The following is a 20,595-nucleotide window of genomic DNA, read 5'->3' on the forward strand; positions in this document are numbered from 1 at the left end:
GTTGTGCCGCGAGCCATCAGGCCCAACCGGCCAGGCCATGCACCAACAGGCCGACGATCGATGCGATGAACAGGGTTTCGGCCACGATCAGCCCCATCGCCCGCGGTCCCGCCGCCGCCAGCGACGCCAGCGACGTCTTGATGCCCAGCGCCGCGATGGCGGTCAGAATGCACCAGCTGGACGCCGTCGTCATTCCGACCCGCATCGGCTCAGGGATCATCCCCAGGCTGTTGGCCGAGACGATGAGAAGGAACGAGATCAGAAAGCCGGGGATCAGGCGGGGCTTGGTTCCGCCATCCGGCACGGCCGACAGGCGGCGGCTGGCCAGCGACACCGCCAGCACCACGGGAACCAGCAGCGACACCCGCAGCAGCTTGACGATGGTGGCGGTGTCGCCGGCCTCGGTCGAAACGCTGTAGCCGGCGCCGACCACCTGCGCGACGTCGTGGATGGTTCCGCCCAGGAACACGCCGATTTCGGCATCGCTCCAGCCGAAATTGCGGGCGAGGATGGGATAGACCACCATCGCCACCGTGCTCAGCGTCGTCACGGCGATGATGGTGAAGGCGGTGTCGCGCTCCTGTTCCGCATGGCGCGGCAGCACCGACGACAAAGCCGCCGCGGCCGATGCGCCGCAGATGGCGGTGGCCCCGGCCGACAGCACGCCGAACCGCGTCGTCAGGCCGAGCGCGCGGGAGGTCAGCGCTCCAAAGGCGATGGTCGCCACCACCGCCCCGGCGATGCCGGCGAACATGCCCCACCCCAGCCCGGCGATCTGCCCCGCTGTGATGCGGGCGCCCAGCAACGCGACACCGAACCGCAGCACGTCGCGCGCGGCGAAGCCGATTCCGGCGGCGAACTTCTGATCACGCGCGATGAAGTGGAACGCCATGCCCAACAACAGGGCGAACAGCATCGCCGGCGCGCCGTAGGTTTCGGCAAGAAAGGTCGCGGCAAGGGCCAGGACCAGACTGAACATCACCCCCGACAGATGAAGGCGCAGCCATCCCCGGGCATCCGGGGACACGCCCCAGACGCGTTCGGAAAACGTCATGACATCGTACCTCTGATTGCAACATCCGGATGGTGGAAGGGATGGGGAATCCCCCCCGCGCGCCTCACCCCGTCACGCCGCCGCCACACGCCGTTGCCACAGGGTCACGGCGACGATCACGGCGAAGCCGCCGACGGTGCTTTCCAGCCCCGGCCAGATCATCGCCACGGCGCCGGCCAGCATCAGCACCCGCATCAGGGCATGGCGATACGGGTATTGCAGGGCGGCGGCGATGGCCCAGATCGAGACGATCGCCACCCCGGCGGAAAACAGCGCGTCGGGCAGCGGGCCGATGAACATCATGCCAGGCCGGTAGACGAGCATGAACGGGATGATGAAACCGGCCAGCCCAAGCTTCAGCGCCGTCATGCTGAGCGCGTTGAGGTCGGCCCGCGCGACGGCCGCCGCCGCGTAGGAGGCGAGCGCGACCGGCGGCGTGATCGCCGACATCGAGGCGAAGAACAGGATGAACAGATGGGCGCCCATCGGCTCGACGCCGAGACGGACCAGCGCCGGGGCGACGACCGCTCCGGTGATGGCATAGGCCGCGACGGTCGGCATGCCCATGCCGAGGATGATGGTGACGATCATCGTGACCACCAGCGTCAGCCACAGAACGCCGCCGGTCAGCCCGACGATCAGCGAGGCCACCTTGATTCCCAACCCGGTCAGGTTCAGCACGCCGATGACGATGCCGGCCGTGGCGCAGGTCGCAGCGATGGCGACGATGCCCTGCGCGCCCTCCATCGCCGCGTCCATCAGCCGGCGCGGTCCGATCGCCGTGCGGCGGTCGAAATAGCTGATGACGAACGCCGACAGCAGGCTGTAGAGCGCCGCCCGGATGATCGACACGTTCAGCACCATCAGGGCGACGATCAGGACGATCAGCGGGATCAGATAGTAGGATTTGCGCAGCAGGGCGGCCGCATCGGGGATGGCGACGGCCTCGGCCCCGGTCACGCCGGTCTTCACCGCCTCGTAATGCACCATCATATAGACGGCGAAGAAATACAGAAGCGCCGGCAGCGTGGCGCCGACGACGATGTCGGCATAGGGGATGCCGGTCATTTCGACCATCAGGAAGGCGGCGGCGCCCATCACCGGCGGGAGGATCTGGCCACCGCTCGACGCGACCGCCTCGGTGGCGCCGGCGAAATGCGGCTTGAAGCCGGACCGGACCATCATCGGGATGGTCATCGAGCCGGTGGCGACGACGTTGCCGGCCGAGGTGCCGTTGATCATGCCGAACAGGCCGCTGGCGACGACGGAAACCTTCGCGGTGCCGCCGACCGACCGCCCGGTGCAGGCCAGTGCCAGTTTCATCATGTAATCCGCCCCGCCGGAGATCGCGAGCAGGGCGCCGAACACCACGAAGAAATAGATGAAGGTCGCCGACGACCCGACCGGAATTCCGTAGACGCCGTTCGTCGTGTAGAGAAAGGTCAACAGGCGCTCCGGCCCGTAACCCTGGTGGCTGAGCGCCCCCGGCAGATAGGGGCCGGCAAGGCCATAGACGATGAAGCCGGCGGCGAGGATCACCAGCGCGTTGCCGGTCGCCCGCCGCGTCACGTCCAGGATGGCGATCAGCATCAACGCCGCGAACACGGTGTCGAGCGCCTCGGGCAGCACGCCTGCGCGCATCTCGATGTCGTCGATATGGATGGTCAGATAGAGCGTGCCGGCGACCGACGCGGCCAACCCCCCGAGCACGACCAGCGGCGCCACGCCGCCGCGCGCGGCCGACAGCCAGCCGAGATAGGCGAAGATCGCCATGCCGCCGACGTGCCACGCGCGGAACAGCAGCGGGTCCATCGGATAGGCGGTCAGCACGGTCACATGGAAGACCAGATAAAGCAGGGCGACCGTGCGGGCCGCGGCGTCGATCGCCGGGGTCGGAATGCCCATCACCCGGCCGCGCTCCATCGTGGCGTCGGTCATCATCATCGCAAGCATCCTGGGGCTCGTCGCTGGACATCCGGGGCCGGGCGGCCAAGCTGGAGCGGCCCGGTCCCGGACAGGCTCACTTCGCGGCGGTCTTCCCGCTTTCCGGCGGGATGAGGCGGTCGGGGATGCTCACGCCCTTTTCCCGGTAATAGCGCAGCGCGCCGGGATGCAGCGGGATCGCCAGCTTCTCGACATTCGCCAGCGTGATGCTTTCGGAACTGCGGTGCGTCTCGATCAAGGTCTGGGTGTTCTCGAACACCGTCCTGGTCACGTTGTAGACGAAGTCTTCCGGCAGATCCTTGTTGGTGATGATGAAGTTCCACACGGTCAGCGTCGGGAGATCCTTGTCCAAGCTCTTGTAGACGGCGGCCGGAATGGGATCGATGCCGAAATACGGGTACTTCTCGATGAAGCCGCGCGCCAAATCCTCCGGCACGCCGATGATGTTCACGGCGTCGGTGGATTCGCTTTCCATCACCGACGGGTGCGGCACGCCGGCGGTGTTCAGCGCCGTGTCGACCAGCCCGTCGCGCAACTGGCCGACCACGTCGGAAAAGCCGACATTGACGATCCGCGACGGCTTGATCCCGGCGAATTCCAGAACGCGGCGGCCATAGGCGTCGGGCGTTCCGCCCTTGGGGCCGAGCGCCACCACCTTGCCGGTGAAGTCGCGGATGCTCTTCACGCCGGATTTCTCCAGCGCCCACCAATGGAAATAGCTGGGAAACATCGGAAAAACCGAACGGATGTTCTCGAATTTCTTTCCCTTCGCCCATTCCAGACCGTTGTAACCCTCGTAGGCCGGCGCCGCCGTCGCCAGCCCGAAGGCCATCTGGCCGCCATTGACCAGTTGCACGTTGTGGACCGGTCCGCCCGTCACCTCGACATTGGCGCTGAGCGGCATCTTTTCGTTCAACACCTTGGCGAAGCCGGTGGCCCAGACGTAATAGGTGCCGCCCACCGAAGCGGCGCCGATGGTCGCGCTCTTCGGTGCATCCGCTGCGGCAAACGCCGTCACCGGCGCCGCCAATGCCAGCATGGCGGAAAGCGCAAGCGCGGAAATCCTTTTCATCGTCTCCTCCCTTTCGTGTGCGGGCCTTGTGTGCGGGCCTTTCGAGTGCAGGGCGCGGCGGCGTTCTTTCCGCATTCTCATCGCCTTGCGGGCGGCCACCGGCGCATGGGGCAAAAAGGACCCGCTTCGAACGCCCGCCGGTGGCCGCCCGCTTTGCTCACTGTGCGGAAAGCGTAGAGAGCGAACTATTTTGTGTCAACCGGATTGTCAGAAAGTTTGTCGACAAAAATTTCTCTACATTCTCCGCAGCCATGTCGGCGTTATCGATCCGCATCCGATCCATGGCCATCGCGCTTTCATCGCTAACCTGGGAAATCCGCTATACGACAGACTTTCCCCCCTAAAGCCGACAATCTGTGGTGATTTTCGATTTCGATACGGCACCAAATTTGTCGACAAGCTTGTTGACACATTGAAATCGTCCGTTACCCTGACCATCGAAATCGGCGTTCACGACGCCGCACCCCGATCCGCATTCAATGGGAGGACAGACTTTGCCCACGATGACCGGCGGCCGGGCCGCAGTGGAGGCCCTGAAGGTGGAGGAGGTCAGCACCGTCTTCGGTCTGATCGGATCCGCGACGATGGAAATGTTCGACGCCCTGTACGACGCGAACGACATTCGATTCATCGGTGTGCGCGACGAACGCACCGGCGTCCACATGGCCGACGGCTATGCCCGCGCCTCCGGCCGGGCCGGCGTCATCCTGGCGGGGCAGAACGGGCCGGGAGCCACCAATCTGGTGACCGGGCTGGCGCAGGCCAGCGCGGCCTATTCGCCGGTGGTGTCGATCGCCGGCGCCCTGTCCACGGCGCATGTCTACCGCGACGCGTTCCAGGAGGTCGATCAGCAGGCGCTGTTCCGCCCCGTCACCAAGAAGACCTGGACCGTTACCCAGACCGCCCGCGTTCCCGAAATGCTGCGCGAGGGCTTCCGCACGGCGTTGACCCCCCGCCGCGGGCCGGTGCAGATCAACCTCCCGCGCGACATTCTGGCGGAAAGCGCCGATTTCGATGATTTCCAGACGCCCTCGGCCTACCGGACCGAGGTGACGCCGATGGGCGACGCCGATCTGATTTCACGCGCCGCCGTTCTTCTCGCCACCGCCGAGCGGCCTCTGATCATCGCCGGCGGCGGCGTGAAATGGACCGGCGCCCACAAGGCCGTGCTCGATCTGGCGGAAAAGCTGAACGCTCCGGTCGCCACATCGCCCGGCCATGGCGACGCGATTCCCTACGACCATCCGCTGAACGCCGGACAGGTCGGACCGCGCGGCAACATCGTCGCCTCCGACATGGCGCGGCAGGCGGACGTGATCCTGGCGCTCGGCACGCGGTTGGGCTTCAACGCGACCTTCTATTCCTACGACAACCTGAACCGCGACGCGAAGATCATCCAGGTCGAGATGGAGCCGACCGCCATCGGCCGCTATTTCCCGGTCACGCTGGGAATCTGGGGCGACGCCGGCAAGGTGGCGGGACAACTCGGCGCGGCGCTCGGCGCGCATGGCGCCACCACGGCGGCGCGGAACTGGATGGAGCGCTTCGTCGCCAACCGCCGCCGCATGCTGGCGGAGCGCGACGACGCCGTCGGCATGGGGACGCCGATCCAGCCCTCCACCCTGTTCAAGGTGCTGCGCGACGTGCTCCCGCGCGACAGCATGATCACGATGGACGCCGGGACGCTGTGCCTTCAGGCGACCGATGCCTTGAACTACTTCGAACCGCCGGCCTTGTTCACGCCGCTCGATTTCGGACTGGTCGGCTTCTCCTTCGCCTGCGGCCTGGGCATCAAGGCGGCCTGCCCCGAGCGGACGGTGGTCAGCCTGATGGGCGACGGCGGGTTCGGCATGACCATGTCGGAAATCGGCACGGCGGTGGCGAACGGCCTGAACACCGTGACCATCGTCATGAACAACCAGTGCTGGGGGGCGGAGAAGGCTTACCAGCGCGACTTCTTCGACGGCCGCTACATCGGTGCCGACGTGACCAACCCACCCTTCGACAAGGTGGCGGAACTCTTCGGCGCCCGGGGCTTCCGGGTCGAGCGGCCGGAGGACATCGCCAAGACGGTCGGCGAGGCCATCGCCTGCGGCAAGCCGGCCATCGTCGACGTCCAGATGGATCCGAACGCGCTCTACAGCTTCCGGCGCGACTCCTTCAAGCACCGCATCCGGAGCGGTTCGTGACCGGCCCCCGCCGCCGGAAACACGGGACGATGCGATGAGCGACTATGACTACATCGTCGTGGGGGCCGGCGCCGCTGGGTGCGCGCTGGCCGCCCGCCTGACCGAGGACGGCCGCCACCGCGTCCTTCTGCTCGAAGCCGGGGGACGCGACGCCAACATCTGGATCCACATCCCGCTCGGCGTCGGGAAGCTGCTGCAGAACCCCAAATATGTCTGGCAGTTCATGACCGAGCCGGAGCCCGCCCTGCACGGCCAGCGCATCTACTGGCCGCGCGGCAAGGTGATGGGCGGATCCAGCTCGGTCAACGGCATGGTCTATGTGCGGGGCGACCCGGAGGAGTACGACCACTGGCGCGCCCTCGGCAATCCCGGCTGGGGCTACGCCGACCTGCTGCCCTATTTCAAGCGCATGGAGGATTATCCCCAGGGCGATCCGGCCTATCGCGGGCGCGGCGGGCCGATGAAGATCGTCAACCGGGGCGCCTGGGATCCCGACCCGCTGTCCGACGCCTATCTCGCCGCCTGCATCGAGGCCGGGATTCCGCCCAACGAGGACTACAACGCGACGACGCTGGAGGGGGCCGCCTATCTCCAGCAGAACGGCCGCAACGGGCGGCGGTGCAGCAGCGCCGCCGGCTATCTCGCCACCGCGCGCAAGCGCCCGAACCTGCGCATCGAAACCAACGCCCAGGCGACCCGCGTGCTGTTCCAGGGCACCCGCGCTGTCGGTGTCGAGTACCGGCAGGACGGCATCCTCCGTGAGGCCCGCGCGCGCGGCGAGGTGCTGCTGTCGGCCGGATCCGTCCAGTCGCCGCAGCTTCTGGAACTGTCCGGCATCGGCGACGAGCGGCGGCTGCGCGCGCTCGGCATTCCGGTGGTGACGCATCTGCCCGGCGTCGGCGAGAGCCTGCTCGACCATCTCCAGGTCCGCTTCACCTTCGAATGCACCAGACCGATCACCATCAACGACATGATCCACAGCCCGGTGCGGCGGATGATGGTGGGGCTGGAATATGTCCTGTTCCGCCGCGGCCTGCTCAGCACCACCTCCTCGACCGTTCACGCCATCGCCAGGACGCGGCCCGAATTGCCGCGCCCGGACGTGAAGATCCAGTTGGCGCAGATCAGCGGAAAGGACCGCTATTCGCGGTCCAAGGAACTGGGCACCGACCGCTATCCGGGCTTCTCCATCGGGGTGTTCAAGCTGCGGCCGGAATCGCGCGGCAGCCTGCACATCCGCTCCGCCGATCCGCTGGAGCCGCCGGAGATCCGCCCCAACTATCTGGGCCATCCCAAGGACGAACAGACCTACGTCGACGCCTTCAAGCTGATCCGCAGGATCGCGGCGCAGCCCGCCTTCGCGCCGTTGATGGCGGGGGAGCGGCGGCCCGGTCCCGACACGACGCGCGACGAGGATCTGGTGGACTACGCGCGGCGGACCGGCCAGACCTCCTGGCATCCGATCAGCAGTTGCCGCATGGGAACCGACGACATGGCAGTCGTCGATGCGCGGCTGCGGGTGCGCGGCGTGCAGGGGCTGCGGGTGGTCGATGCGTCGATCATGCCGACCATGGCGTCACCCAACACCAACGCGCCGGCGATCATGATCGGCGAGAAGGGCGCCGACCTCGTGCTCGAGGATGCCCGGACCGGAGAGATCGCGGCGCCCATGCCGCTGAAGGCGGCAAGTTGAAGGGCCATGCCGCTGAAGGCGGCAAGTTGAAAGGCCATGCCGCTGAAGGCGAAAGAAAACGATGGAGAACGGGGAGATGAGCATGAACGACACCATCGGCGTCATCGGCACCGGGGCCATCGGATCGCGCATGGTTCGGCGCCTGTTGGCACACGGCCGCCGCGTCGTCGCCCACGACATCGACCGGGGCGTCCTGGAGCCGCTGCGGATCCACGGCGCCATCCTGGCCGACAGCCCGGCGGCTGTGGCGGCGCAAAGCAGCACCGTCATCACCTGCGTGACCGACGCGGCGGCGGTGGAGCGCGCGCTGCTCGGCCCCGAGGGCGTCGTCGCCCGGGCGCTGCCCGGTACCGTCGTGATCGAGACCACCACCTCGACGCCGTCCACCACGCGCGGCGTCGCCGCCGCGCTGGCCGGGCGCGGGGTCTCCGTCATCGACGCTCCGGTCAGCCGGGGCGTGCCGGCCGCCGAGGCGGGCACGCTGTCGATCATGGTGGGGGGCGACGACGATGCGATCGACCGCTGCCTGCCGGTTCTCGCCATGCTCGGCACCGACATCGTGCGCACCGGCGGTCTCGGCACCGGCCACATCGCCAAGGCGATGAACATGATGGTGCTGGGCATCAACCTGCTCGCCGCCGCCGAGATCATGACGCTGGGCCGCCGCCTCGGCCTGGGGATGGAGGAACTGATCCGCCGGATCAACGCCGGGCCGGGCGAGAGCTTCATGACCTCGAACCATGTTCCGAAATACATCCTGACGGAGCGGTATGACAGCACCTTCACGCTCGGGCTGATGCTGAAGGATGTGCGGGTCGCCACCCGGATCGCGCATGACCTGGGCATTGCGTCGCTGTACGGCACACGGGTGGAGGAGGTCTACGCGCTGGCCGCCGGTCACGGCATGGCGCCGGGGGACAACACGCGGATCGTCCCGTTCATCGCCGATCTGGCCATCGCCGATCTGGCCATCGCCGATCCGGCCATATCCGATCCGGCGGCCGGCGAAGCGGCGGGGACGGCCGACGACGGCGTGGCGGCGCTGGAGGGTCTGCTGGCGGCGACCACGCTGCTCGGCACGCTGGAAGCCTGCCTGATCGGTGCCCGCGCCGGCCTGGCGCCGGAGGCGCTGATCGCGGTGCTGAATGTCAGCAGCGGGCGAAGCCGGCTGAGCGAGGCGGTGTTCCCGCGCCATCTGCTGTCCGGCCGGTTCGACAGCGGGATTTCCCTGCGCCGATGGGACCGCGCGGCACGGACGGCGGCGGCGGCGGCGCGGGACAGGGGCGTGCCGCTTCTCGTCTCCGGCCTGACGCCCGACCTGCTCGCCGTCGCGGCGGCAGGGGATCCCGACCGCGACATGACCCGGCTCGCCACGGCGATGGAGCGGCTGATGGGCCAGCGGTTGGGCCAGTGGTTGGGCGGCGGCGAAGAAGGCGCCTAGGCGATGGACCTCCGCGATGCCTGCGACCGGCCGGCATGATCACAGGGTTTCACGCGGTGCGCATGGTGCCGGCGGTGCTGTCCTGCCGGCTGGTCTGCGCGCTGTTCCGCCACCTCGCGCCGGACAGGATCGGCGATGCCGGACCTAGCAATGCTTGAACTCCTCGGCGATGGCCTCGGCGCGGCGGTGCAGCGCCTGCATGAACTCCCGCGCGACCAGCGAAGTGGGGCGCCGCATCGGCAGCAGCAGGCCGAAATCGAAGCGGATCACCGGGCGGAAGGGGCGGATCGCCAGCCCCTTGGCGGTGAAGGCGGAGGCGGTGAAGGGATCGACCACCGACACCCCGAGACCGGCGGCGACGAGGTCGCAGATCGCGGCGCCGGTCTGCGTTTCGATCAGCAGGCGGCGGCCGACCCCTTCCCGCTCGAACAGCTCGTCGACGTTCCGGCGCAGCTTCGTCTCCGGAATGATGGAGATGAACGGCTCGCCTTCCAGATCCGCGGCCCTGACCACCTTGAGCTCGGCCAGGCGGTGCCCCGCCGGCATCACGCACACGCCGTTGAGGGTCGCCAGATGCTCGACATGTTCCGCCGGATAGTCGATGGGAAAGGTGGCGAGCGCCACTTCGAACTGCTGGGCGTCCAGCCATTCGCGCATTTCGCGGCGGACGACGACCTTGATGGACACGTTGATGTCGGGCCGCGTCTTCTGAAAATCGGCCAGTGCCTGGGGAAGCAGGCGCTGGGCCATCGGAACGCTGACCACCAGCCGCAGATGGCCCTGGTGGAGCAGCGAGATGTTCTGCAGCAGGTTGCCGATCCGGTCCAACCCGCCATAGACCTTGTCCACCTCCAGAAACAAGGCCTCGGCCTCGGGGGTCGGGTAGAGGCGGCCGTTGCGGCGGATGAAGAGTTCGACGGCGATCTGGCTTTCCAGATTGTGGATCAGGCGGCTGACGGCGGGCTGCGAGATGTTGAGCAGCGACGCGGCCTGGCTGGTGGTGCCGCTGATCATCACCGACCGGAAGGCGCTGATCTGCTTCAACCCGAATCGCGGCATCATGGCGCCTCTCCCAAACTCTATAACATGACTGCATTCGGTCAGCCGCCTTATGCATTTGACCGCATAGCATGGGTGGGCGAACAATACAAGAAACGAGGGTATTCCGGCTGGTATCGCCGCCTCTTTTCAGAACGCCACCAAACAAGCGGAGACCGTCGCATGTCCCATGTCCGGACCCGTGCAGTCGATCCATGGCGCATCGCAGAAGATCGCAAGGATCGTGCGATATCCACTCTTCAACGCCGCACCGGGAGCGAAGCGTGAAATTCCAGGACCACATCCAGAAACTGCACCAGCAGACCGAGCACGCGCTGGGCATGGGCGGCCCCGAGAAGCTGGCGAAGCGCCGGGCCAAGGGCATGCTGAACGCCCGCGAACGCCTGGACGTCCTGCTCGATCCCGAAAGCTTCTGGGAATCCGGGATGTTCGGCCGCAGCATCCGGCCGGAGATGGGCGAGAAATCGCCGGCCGACGGCAAGATCGCCGGATACGGGCGCATCGACGGCCGCGACGTGGCGGTGGTGTCCAACGACTTCACCGTGCTCGGCGCCTCCAGCAGCGCCGTCAACGGCAAGAAGATCCGCCACATGCGCGAGGTGGCGAGCAAGCGCGGCATGCCCATGGTGTTCCTGGGCGAGTCGGTGGGCGCCCGCATGCCCGACCGCATGGGCGCGCCCGGCCGCGCCATGCTGGGCCAGGATCCGGGAGAGTATCTGCGCGACCGCCACACGCCCTGGGCATCGGCCCTGCTGGGCGACTGCTACGGCTCCTCGACCTGGTACGCGTGCGTGTCCGACTTCGTGGTGATGCGCAAGGGCGCCACCATGGCGGTGGCGAGCAGCCGCGTCACCTCCATGGCGATCAGCGAAACCATCGACCCGGAGGATCTCGGCGGCTGGCGGCTGCACAGTTCCGTCACCGGTCTGGTCGACATGGTGGTGGACAGCGAGGAGGAGGCCCTGCAAGCGGTGCGGACCTTCCTCGGCTATCTGCCGAGCCATGCCGGGGAGGAGGCGCCGCGCCGGCCGGTGCCCGAAGGCTCCGACGACGCATCCGACCGCATTCTCGACGTGCTGCCGGAAGAGCGCACCAAGGTCTACGACGTGCGCGACGTGATCAACTGCGTCGTCGACACCGGCAGCTTCTTCGAGTTGAAGGCGCGCTTCGGCAAGTCGATCACCACCGGGCTGGCCCGGATCGACGGCCGTTCGGTCGGCGTCATCGCCAGCAACCCGCGCGTCAAGGGCGGCGCCATCGACGTGGACGCCATGCGCAAGGCGACCGGCTTCCTGGTTCTCTGCGACTCCTTCAACCTGCCGATCGTCTTCCTGGTCGACCAGCCCGGCTTCCTGATCGGGGTGGAGGGGGAACGGCGCTGGGCGCCCGGCCGCATCATGAACTGGATGAACGCGCTGAGCCTCGTCACCGTGCCCAAGCTCTCCGTGCTGATGCGCAAGAGCTATGGGCAGGCCTATCTGAACATGGGCGGCGGCCGGCATTCCGACGAGGTGCTGAGCTGGCCGACGGCCGACCTCGGCTTCGTCGATCCGGCGGTGGGCGTCAACATCCTGCACGGCATCAAGGAATCCGACGATCCCGAGCGCTTCCGGGCGCTGTATCAGGAGCTGCAGAAGGACTCGTCGGCCTGGGCGCTCGCGGCGCTCTACGAGACGCATGCGGTGATCGACCCGCGGGCGACGCGCGCAGCGCTGAAGCGGCTGCTCGCGGTGCATGCCGAACGCGGTCCCGGACGCCATCAACTGGCCACCTGGCCGACCAGCTACTGAGCGGCCCCGGCCCCGAAATCCGGCACACTCAAGGAACAGACGAACGATGTCCGAAATCGAACTGCGCAGCGACGTCACCGGCTCCGTCTGGCGCGTGCTTCTGAAGGAAGGCGACGCCGTGGACGAAGACCAATCCCTGATGATCCTGGAATCCATGAAGATGGAAATCCCGCTCGCCGCCTCCGAATCGGGACGGATCGCCCGGATCCTGGTGCAGGAGGGCGACGCGATCCGCGAAGGCCAGGTCGTCGCCGTCCTGGAGGTTTGACGCGGAGGGCATGGGGAGCGCAACCATGGGCGGAACACGCAAGGCCTTGATCGTCGGCGCGACCGGCATCGTCGGCGGCGCGGTGCTCGACCATCTCGTTTCGGCCGAAGACTGGGACGTGGTCGCCGCATCGCGCAAGCCGCCGCTCCGCGACACCGGTGCGGCGTGGCTGCCGCTCGATCTGCTCGATCCCGCGGATTGCCGCCGCGCGATCGCCGGGCAGCGCGACGTCACCCATGTCTTCTACACCGCCTACGCCAAGGCCCCGACGCCGGCCGCCGAGGTGGCGGTGAATCTGCCCATGCTGACCAACCTGATGGATGCGCTGGACTCCGAGGCCGCCGGCCTCCGTCATGTCCAACTGGTGCATGGGCAGAAATGGTACGGCAGCCATCTCGGTCCCTACCGCACGCCGGCGCGGGAGGATGACCCGCGTCACATCCCGCCGAACTTCTATTACGATCAACAGGATGCTCTCGCGGCGCGGCAGCGCGGCCGGGAATGGACATGGTCGGCGGTGCGGCCCCAGGCGCCCCTGACCTTCTCGCTGGGCAGCCCGATGAACCAGCTTCTCGTCGTCGCGCTCTACGGCTCGATGTGCCGGGAGCTGGGACTGCCGCTGGATTTCCCCGGAAAGCCCGGCTGCTTCGAGGCGCTCTATCAGGTCACCGATCCGGGCCTGCTGGCACGGGCGATGGAGCATGTCGCCGTGACGCCGCGCTGCGCCAACCAGGCCTTCAACGTGACCAACGGCGATCTTTTCCGCTGGGCCAACCTGTGGCCCCGGCTGGCCGGCTTCTTCGGCGTGCCCCAGGGCCGGGTGCGTCCGCTGTCGCTGGCCCGGATCATGGCCGACAAGTCTTCCCTGTGGCAGCGGATGACCCGCGTCCACACGCTTGCGCCCCACGCCATGGAAACGCTCGTCGATTGGGCGTGGGGCGATTTCGTGTTCGGCAGCGATTACGACAACGTGTCCTCGCTGCTGCGCCTGCGTGACTCGGGCTTTCATGAATGCATCGACAGCGAACAGCTCTATCTTCAGAAACTTCAAGAACTGCGAGACAATAGGATTATCCCATAATCATATATCGTGATTTTAAAATATACATGATCAGGAATACGCCACAGTTGCGCCTATATTCTATGCCGATCGCATTATAATGCTTTATTTACTGAATATGTTTCTTGCTGTTTGTTTGTATGTCATACTATCATATGCGCGCTGTGGGTCCAGAACCACCTTCGCCGCAGGATAGCCTCCGCAACGGGGGCCGGCGGACAGCCAATGGCAGGATGCTCCCGGCGAGGCACGCATCCGCCCCATAGGGAGGAAAATCGATGATGAAACAATTGGCGGGAATCAACCGGCGCGATCTGATGGGCATCATGGGGCGCTTCGGTGCGACGTCCACGCTGCTGGCGGCCTCCGGCATGGCCGGTGTCGTCGGTGCGCCGGCCCTGGCGCGGGCGGCGGAACAGACACAGGCCAAGCGCAACGCGACTCCCGCGAAATTCCAGTTCCGCTACGGCGGCGCCGGTTACAACCCGGAGGCGTTGCGCATCGTCCATGTCGGCTGTCTCGATTTCATTCGCGAGGTCGAGGCGCTGAGCAACGGCGCCATCCGTGTCGAGTTCATCGGCAACAACCAGATCTGCAACGAACTCGACTGCGTGAAGAAGACACAGCAGGGCATCATCGACATCTTCACCTCGGCGACGCAGAACGCGGCGGGCGGGGCCCCCTATTACAATGTGCTCGACTTCGCCTATCTGTTCCCGTCGCGGGCGGCCTTCTACCATTTCTTCTACCACCCCAAGAGCGAGGCCCTGCTGCGCGAGCCGTTGCGCAAGCGCCATGGCATCCAGTTCCTCTTCACCATGTTCGAGGCGCGCGGCCTCATGATGGGGCTGAAATACAAGGACCGGCCGACGATCTCCTCGCTCGCCGAACTCCAGGGAACCAAGAACCGTGTCACCGGCACGCAGCTTGGCCGCATCACCATGGAATTGCTGGGGCTGAATCCCGTCCCCGTCGCCTGGGAAGAGACGCTCGACGGGCTGAAGCAGGGGTTGATCGACGGGGCCGAGACATGGTCGTCGGCCGTGGTCGCCTTCAACATGACGCCGGTGGTGTCGCAGGCGGTCGAGCTGGGCATGTTCGCCGGGCTGGAGCACGCGGCGATGAGCACCAAGAGCTTCGACAAGCTCGGCTCCGAGCTTCAGGGCGTGGTGCTGGAGGCGGCCTACATCACGCAGGTGCGCATCCAGGCGGCGCACGAGGCGGCGCTGACCAACGTCGTCGGCGCCACCAACCCGCCGACCGAGGGAACCGTCTTCCACAAGATGGGCGTCCGCGTCGCCATGCTGCCCGATGCGGAAATGGAGAAGGCCGAGCGGCTGGCCTCGCCCGAATTCGTTCCGGGACCGTGGGAGCAATGGCGCGAGCGGCTGAACGGCTGGTCCGGCGGGCAGGACGTGTTCAAGGAGATCCACGCGATCGCCCGCGAAATTCCCCGCAAGACACCGGCGCAGGACGTCGCTCCACGCCGCTGGTGGCAGAACGCCTGATCCGGAGGACGCAGAACGGGAGCGGCGGCACCGCGCCGCTCCCCGCCGCGCAAGCCACCGCCCATGAGGCGCCACGAGGCCATCGGGATGGACGACATGCACAACGAAGCCGCAGCGCTGCCGGACCGCCCGGCGGCCGACCGACCGGCCAAGGACCTTGCCAAGGATCAGGCCAAGGATCAGGCCAAGCCGCGACGCGGCGCCCTGGCCTGGCTCGACGACAACATCGAACCGGTCTTCATGAACATCGCCTATGTGGCCATGGTCGCCATCGTGTTCGAGCAGGTGGTGCTGCGGTTCGTCTTCAAGACGCAGATCGCCTGGAGCACCAGCGTCGCCATCTACATGTTCATCTGGCTGACCTGGCTGGGCGCGTCCTACAATGTGAAGACCCGCTCGCACCTCGCCTTCTCGGAAATCCGCACGCGCCTGCCCTACTCCGGGCAGTTCGCCTGCCTGATCCTGGACGCGGTGCTGTGGGTGTCCTTCGCCGTGGTCGTGATCTACTACACCAGCGAACAGGTCGTCATCCTTCACGAGAATTTCGCCATCGTGCCGGGGACCAGCGACCTGATGCAGTGGTGGTTCTATCTGATCAGCCCGATCGGCTGGTCGCTCATCATCTTCCGCGCGCTGCAAAATCTCTGGAAGGACGTCCGCGCCTATCGCCGTGGGGAGCCGTTCAACCTCGGCTCCCTGTCCCTGGATCAGTGAGGGAGAAGCCCCGCCATGGAAGGTTCCCTGATCGCCCTGATATCCGTGAGCGCCGTCGGGCTGTTCGCGCTGGGCGTGCCGCTGGTGCTGATCATCGGCCATTGGGTGCTGTGGGTCAGCATCGTCACCGATTTCACGCTCGCCAATCTGGGCGTGACGCTGTTCGAGGGCATCAATTTCTTCGGGCTGCTGGCCTTGCCGCTGTTCATCCTGACCGGCGACATCATCAACGCCGCCGGCATCGCCAAACGCCTGACCGACTTCGCCTATTCGACCCTGAGCTGGGTCCGGGGCGGGCTGGGAATGGCGGCCATCGGTGCCTGCGGCATGTTCGCGGCGATTTCCGGATCCAACGCCGCGACGACGGCGACCATCGGATCGATCATGTACCGCGAGATGCGGGACGGCAAATACGGCGCCAACTTCTCCGCCGCTACCCTGGCGTCCGGCGGCGTGGTCGGCATCATCATTCCGCCCTCGATCGTCTTCGTCATCTACGGCTTCCTGATGAATCTGTCGATCGGCGACCTGTTCATGGCGGGGCTGATTCCCGGCGCGCTGATGATCCTCGCCATGCAGGCGGTGTGCATCGTCGTGTCCTGGCGGAATTCCTGGGGCGAGGTGGTGCCCTTCAAGGCGGGCGTCTCGCTTCGCAGCGGGTTGCGCGCCTATCTCGGATTCATGGCGATCGGCATCGTCCTGTTCGGCATCTACAGCGGCATCTTCTCCCCCACCGAGGCGGCGGCGATGACGGTGGTGTTCGGCTTCGTCGCCGGCACGCTGGTCACCGGCGAGATCCGCTGGCGCTCGCTGCCGACCGTTCTGCTGCGTTCGGGCCAGATCGCCGGCATGCTGGTGCCGCTGGTCGCCCTGTCGATCGTCATGCAGCAATTGCTGTCGATCATCGGAACCCAGGCGTTCATCGCCAATCTGCTGAGCGGAATCGGGGGCTACTACGCCACCCTTGGCATCTCGATGATAACTGTGCTGATCGCCGGCTGTTTCCTGGAAAGCGTGCCGATCACCATCATCCTCGCCCCGATCCTGGCGCCCATCGCGCACGCGGCGGGGATCGACCCGATCCAGTTCGCCATGGTCTTCGTCATCGGCGCCGCCATCGGCTTCATCACGCCGCCCTTCGGGCTGAATCTGTTCGTGGCGAGCAGCATCACCGGTATTCCCTATCTGCGCATCGTTCCCTATGTGATGCCCTACCTGTTCGCCCTGCTGATCGCCTGGGGTCTGGTGGCCCTGGTGCCCGCCTTCTCGACCTTCCTTCCGGCCATCAGCGGCGCCGGATGACAGGAGCACCGGGGAGCGGGGCCGCGGCGGCGATGCCGCGGCCCCGCTCCCCCTCACTCCGCTCCGCCACCCAGGGCGCGGGGATCCTCGTCCAGGCGGACGGCCATGCCGTCCGTCCCGTCGACCGGCGGATAGAGCGACATCACCAGCGGATCGTGGCCGGGGACGATGCGCGAACGGCTGCCCGACAGCGCCTCGATGGTCCGCCAGGACTGCGCCGCGGCCGCGACGTCGTGCTGGATGGGAAAGGGATTCTGTTCCTCCAGATTGCGGTAGAGGTGGAAGGCGTCCGACGCCACCACCACCAACCCCCGGCGGGTGCGCACGCGGACGACCTGAAGCCCCATGGTGTGGCCGCCGACATGGTGCAGCGAGACACCGGGGGCCAGTTCGGCGTCGCCGTCATGCACGACGACCTGGTCGCGGTACAGCCGCTGCAACACGCAGCACACATCCTCGACCCGATAGGCGCGGCGGACCGGGGCGTGCTGCATGTACTTGCCGCAGGCGTAGTGCATTTCCGAATCCTGCACATGCAGGCGGGCGTTGGTGTAGGGCGCGAAATCGCCGATATGGTCCCAATGCATGTGGGTGATGATCACGTCGTCGATGTCCGACGGCTCCACCCCCATCTTGCGGAGCGTGACGGCGGGACTGACGAGGTAGCGATGCCCGCGCTCCGCCGCCAGCGCTTCGCCATAGCCGACGTCGATCAGCACCGTCCGCCTCGGACCGCGCGCCAGCCACACGAAGTAGTCGAGCGGTTCCGGCCCGTCGTGCGGATCGTGGAACATCCGGTTGTGGCTGCGCCGCCGTTCCGGGTGGGTGGCGTAGCGTATCGCGAACAGCTCGTGGATGGCGTCGTCGGCCATGGCGTTCCTCCCATTCTGTTTTTTGGTGATTTCGATGCCGCGCCGGACAGCGGCCGATCATCGGGTGATGGAGTGTCCGACCGCCCTTCGTCTCCGGCAAATCCTAAAACCGCATAGAGCTATGCCAAACCGGCTTCCATGAAGCGGCTTTGGACCAAAGAAACAAATAAATCATATATATCTTTCTGTGGCGCCGCCCCGGCGATTCTGTTAGCCTCACTGACAATGCGGAGCGTCAAACGATTCCGCCGGGCATCCCCAGAACATCCGTGTTTCAAGACGCCGTGGAGGAAAAAGCCATGACCTATTCGCTGCCCCCCATCCTCGACATGCGCCTGCGCCCGCCGATTCCGGCCTGGACGCGTGGCAGCGTGTTCCGCACCGCGATGCACTATCCCCGGCATTTCTTCACCTTCAAGGGCGCCCGCTCCGCCTGGCTCGAATCGGTGGACGTGCTGTTCGAGGAGATGGAGTCCGCCGGCATCCGCTACGGCGTGCTGATGGGCCGCGCCTCGTCCGGTGCCGGCAATCTCGGCGGGGTCGCCAACAAGGAGATCGTCGAGGCGGTCGCCCAATATCCCAACCGCTTCCTGGGATTCCTCGGCGTCGATCTCGACGACATCGAACAGGGGCTGGCGGAAATCCGCGAATTCGCCGGCGAGGCGAACATCAAGGGCATCTCCATCGAACCCGGCTCCGCCCGCGAACCGCGCTGGGCCGACGATCCCAGCCTGGAACCGATCTACGAGATCGCCCGCGAGTTCGACCTGCCGGTATCCATTTCGCTGTCCGGTCTGCTGTCGGCCTTGGCCGGGCACGACATCACATGGTCGCGGCCGGTGTCGATCCAGCGGGCGGCGCAGCGCCATCCCGACGTGAAATTCATCGTGTCCCACGCGGCCTGGCCCTACGCCGAGGAGATGGTCGTGGTGGCGCTGGCCTGCCCCAACATCTACGTCTCGCCCGACCTCTACGCCGCCACCGCCGGAATGATCGGCGCCGACACCTATGTGAAGGGCGCCAATCTGTTCCTGGAGGACCGGACGCTGTTCGGCACCGCCTATCCGGTGAAGGACATCCAGGAATCGCTGAGCGATTTCCTCCAGATGGGTTGGCGGCCGGAAATCGTTCCGAAGATCCTCTGGGGCAACGCCGCCAAGCTGCTGAAGATCGACGCCTGACCGGCAGCCGGCCATTCCCATCATTCCCTGAAAACATCCACCTCCGGAGGATGGTTGTCCATGGACATAACCCGCGGCATCGCCCGCAACGTCGCCGCCTCCACGATCGACGCGTTCCCGGACGAGGTGGTGGCGTACGCCAAGACGCTGACCATGAGCGCGTTCGGCGCCATGGTCGCGGGCGGCACCTGCACCGGCTCGGACATCGTCACCCGCTACGTCAAGCGGGCCGGCGGCACGCCCGAGGCGACCGTGTTCGGCGAGGACGTCCGCTTGCCGGTCGAGATGGCGGCCTTCGCCAACGCCACCTACGCCCACGCCACCGAATACGAGGACGACAGCTTTCCCGAAGCGGTGTCGAGCTACACCATCGTGCCGGTCGCGGTCGCGCTGGGCGAGCAGCTCGGCTCCAGCGGCCGCGACGTGCTGGCCGCCTTCGTCGCCGGTTACGAGACACAGGCCCGCATCGGCCTTGCCTGCCGCGAGGCGCGGCGGCTGGGCTACATGGTGCTCAGCCTTGCCGGTTCCATCGGCTGCGCCGCGACGGCGGCCCGGCTGTTCGGCCTGGACGCCGAGCGCACCGCCAACGCGCTCAGCATCGCGGCGTCGCAGGCGAGCGGCGTCGGCTATCAGACCGGCACCATGGCCCACATCGTCGAGATGGGCTTTTCGGCGCGGAACGGGCTGACCGCCGCGCTGCTGGCCCGCGACGGCTTCACCGGCCAGCCGGACGTGCTGGAAGCGCCGCGCGGCCTCTTCGCGATGATCACCGCCGGCAAGATCGAGGCGCCGGAGCGCATTCTGGCCGATTGGGGCCGCCCCTATCGCATCCTGGAGGTCGGCATCAAGGAGTTCCCCTGCTGCTATCACCTTCAGCGCATCATCGAGACGACGATGGAACTGCGGTCCGAGGGCATCGCCGCCGCCGACGTCGAACGGGTCGAGGTCGAGGTCAACGCCTTCTTCCCGACGGTGGTGCAGCATCTGGAACCGCATGACGAGCTTCAGGCCCAATTCAGCCTGCCGCACGCCGTCGCCGCCGCCTTTCTGGATCCGCGCGTGCTGCCCGCCAGCTTCGCGCGCGAGCGGATCGAGGATCCGGCGGTCCGCGACTTCCGCAGCCGCGTCGCCATGGTGGTTCGCGAGGATTGGGGCTGGGCGCCCACCGGCTGGACACCGCGCCTCACCTACCGCCTGCGCGACGGCCGGGTGATCGTGCGCGAACCGCCGGGATCGCGCGGGCAGCCGCCGAACCTGCTGTCCTTCGACGAGGCGATACCCAAATACCGCGGCTGCGTCGAAGGGCGCATCGCCGAGGAGTCCATCGTCGAATCGCTGGCGATCCTGCGCGATCTGGAACGCTGCGCCGATGTTTCCGCCCTGGCGCGCGCCGTAAGCCGCCCCGGCTTCCGCTGATCCGGCGCCGGCTTCCCTTCTCCGAACAAGAA

Annotated in this window: 17 protein-coding genes; 12 read left to right on the plus strand and 5 right to left on the minus strand. The window is 66.7% G+C overall.

Annotated elements, in window-relative coordinates; translation table 11 throughout:
* Positions 1-16 precede the first annotated feature (16 nt).
* The 3 genes from AL072_RS25725 to AL072_RS25735 all read right to left on the minus strand — a co-directional run bounded on the left by AL072_RS25725 (position 17) and on the right by AL072_RS25735 (position 4,070).
* On the minus strand, positions 17-1,054 hold the full coding sequence (locus tag AL072_RS25725) for a YeiH family protein (protein WP_082109128.1): 1,038 nt from the start codon (positions 1,052-1,054) through the stop codon (positions 17-19).
* Positions 1,055-1,126: 72 nt separating this feature from the next.
* Positions 1,127-2,998 (minus strand): TRAP transporter permease, encoded by a 1,872-nt coding sequence (locus AL072_RS25730; RefSeq protein ID WP_052710190.1) that lies wholly within the window; start codon positions 2,996-2,998, stop codon positions 1,127-1,129.
* A 76-nt stretch (positions 2,999-3,074) separates the two neighbouring features.
* Positions 3,075-4,070: a TAXI family TRAP transporter solute-binding subunit gene (locus AL072_RS25735; protein WP_063840371.1), complete on the minus strand. Its 996-nt coding sequence runs from the start codon at positions 4,068-4,070 to the stop codon at positions 3,075-3,077.
* 503 nt (positions 4,071-4,573) lie between these two features.
* Between AL072_RS25735 and AL072_RS25740 the strand changes: the two genes are divergently transcribed.
* The 4 genes from AL072_RS25740 (at position 4,574) to AL072_RS36055 (ending at position 9,551) form a co-directional block, all read left to right on the plus strand.
* Positions 4,574-6,259 carry a thiamine pyrophosphate-binding protein gene (locus AL072_RS25740; RefSeq protein ID WP_045583810.1) on the plus strand — a complete coding sequence of 562 codons (1,686 nt, stop codon included), beginning with the start codon at positions 4,574-4,576 and terminating at the stop codon, positions 6,257-6,259.
* Positions 6,260-6,293: 34 nt separating this feature from the next.
* Positions 6,294-7,952 carry a GMC family oxidoreductase gene (locus AL072_RS25745; RefSeq protein ID WP_045583809.1) on the plus strand — a complete coding sequence of 553 codons (1,659 nt, stop codon included), beginning with the start codon at positions 6,294-6,296 and terminating at the stop codon, positions 7,950-7,952.
* Positions 7,953-8,028: 76 nt separating this feature from the next.
* Positions 8,029-9,393: an NAD-binding protein gene (locus AL072_RS25750; RefSeq protein WP_158511100.1), complete on the plus strand. Its 1,365-nt coding sequence runs from the start codon at positions 8,029-8,031 to the stop codon at positions 9,391-9,393.
* A 35-nt stretch (positions 9,394-9,428) separates the two neighbouring features.
* Entirely contained in the window at positions 9,429-9,551 is a 123-nt protein-coding gene (locus AL072_RS36055; RefSeq protein WP_281178699.1) for a hypothetical protein, read from the plus strand.
* Here the strand turns inward: AL072_RS36055 and AL072_RS25755 are convergent.
* On the minus strand, positions 9,538-10,455 hold the full coding sequence (locus AL072_RS25755; RefSeq protein ID WP_052710188.1) for a LysR substrate-binding domain-containing protein: 918 nt from the start codon (positions 10,453-10,455) through the stop codon (positions 9,538-9,540). The two genes, AL072_RS36055 and AL072_RS25755, sit on opposite strands and share 14 nt — an antisense overlap.
* Positions 10,456-10,715: 260 nt before the next feature.
* Here AL072_RS25755 and AL072_RS25760 point away from each other — a divergent pair, with 260 nt between their 5' ends.
* From AL072_RS25760 to AL072_RS25785, 6 genes are all read left to right on the plus strand, one after another.
* Positions 10,716-12,242 (plus strand): acyl-CoA carboxylase subunit beta, encoded by a 1,527-nt coding sequence (locus AL072_RS25760; RefSeq protein WP_045583808.1) that lies wholly within the window; start codon positions 10,716-10,718, stop codon positions 12,240-12,242.
* 46 nt (positions 12,243-12,288) lie between these two features.
* The gene (locus AL072_RS25765; RefSeq protein ID WP_045583807.1) at positions 12,289-12,510 is read left to right on the plus strand and encodes a biotin/lipoyl-binding carrier protein; all 222 of its coding nucleotides are present in this window, start codon (positions 12,289-12,291) and stop codon (positions 12,508-12,510) included.
* Between the two features lie 25 nt (positions 12,511-12,535).
* The gene (locus tag AL072_RS25770) at positions 12,536-13,591 is read left to right on the plus strand and encodes an SDR family oxidoreductase (RefSeq protein ID WP_045583806.1); all 1,056 of its coding nucleotides are present in this window, start codon (positions 12,536-12,538) and stop codon (positions 13,589-13,591) included.
* A gap of 257 nt (positions 13,592-13,848) precedes the next feature.
* On the plus strand, positions 13,849-15,078 hold the full coding sequence (locus AL072_RS25775) for a TRAP transporter substrate-binding protein (protein ID WP_200909915.1): 1,230 nt from the start codon (positions 13,849-13,851) through the stop codon (positions 15,076-15,078).
* Between the two features lie 63 nt (positions 15,079-15,141).
* Positions 15,142-15,792 (plus strand): TRAP transporter small permease, encoded by a 651-nt coding sequence (locus tag AL072_RS25780; RefSeq protein WP_200909916.1) that lies wholly within the window; start codon positions 15,142-15,144, stop codon positions 15,790-15,792.
* Positions 15,793-15,807: 15 nt separating this feature from the next.
* Positions 15,808-17,094 (plus strand): TRAP transporter large permease, encoded by a 1,287-nt coding sequence (locus tag AL072_RS25785; RefSeq protein WP_045583805.1) that lies wholly within the window; start codon positions 15,808-15,810, stop codon positions 17,092-17,094.
* A 53-nt stretch (positions 17,095-17,147) separates the two neighbouring features.
* Here AL072_RS25785 and AL072_RS25790 read toward each other — a convergent pair whose 3' ends face one another.
* The gene (locus tag AL072_RS25790) at positions 17,148-17,966 is read right to left on the minus strand and encodes an N-acyl homoserine lactonase family protein (RefSeq protein ID WP_045583804.1); all 819 of its coding nucleotides are present in this window, start codon (positions 17,964-17,966) and stop codon (positions 17,148-17,150) included.
* A 299-nt stretch (positions 17,967-18,265) separates the two neighbouring features.
* Between AL072_RS25790 and AL072_RS25795 the strand changes: the two genes are divergently transcribed.
* The gene (locus tag AL072_RS25795; RefSeq protein ID WP_200909917.1) at positions 18,266-19,147 is read left to right on the plus strand and encodes an amidohydrolase family protein; all 882 of its coding nucleotides are present in this window, start codon (positions 18,266-18,268) and stop codon (positions 19,145-19,147) included.
* Between the two features lie 60 nt (positions 19,148-19,207).
* Entirely contained in the window at positions 19,208-20,563 is a 1,356-nt protein-coding gene (locus AL072_RS25800; RefSeq protein ID WP_045583803.1) for an MmgE/PrpD family protein, read from the plus strand.
* Positions 20,564-20,595 lie beyond the last annotated feature (32 nt).

Source organism: Azospirillum thiophilum, from assembly GCF_001305595.1.
In the GTDB taxonomy this organism is placed as follows: domain Bacteria; phylum Pseudomonadota; class Alphaproteobacteria; order Azospirillales; family Azospirillaceae; genus Azospirillum; species Azospirillum thiophilum.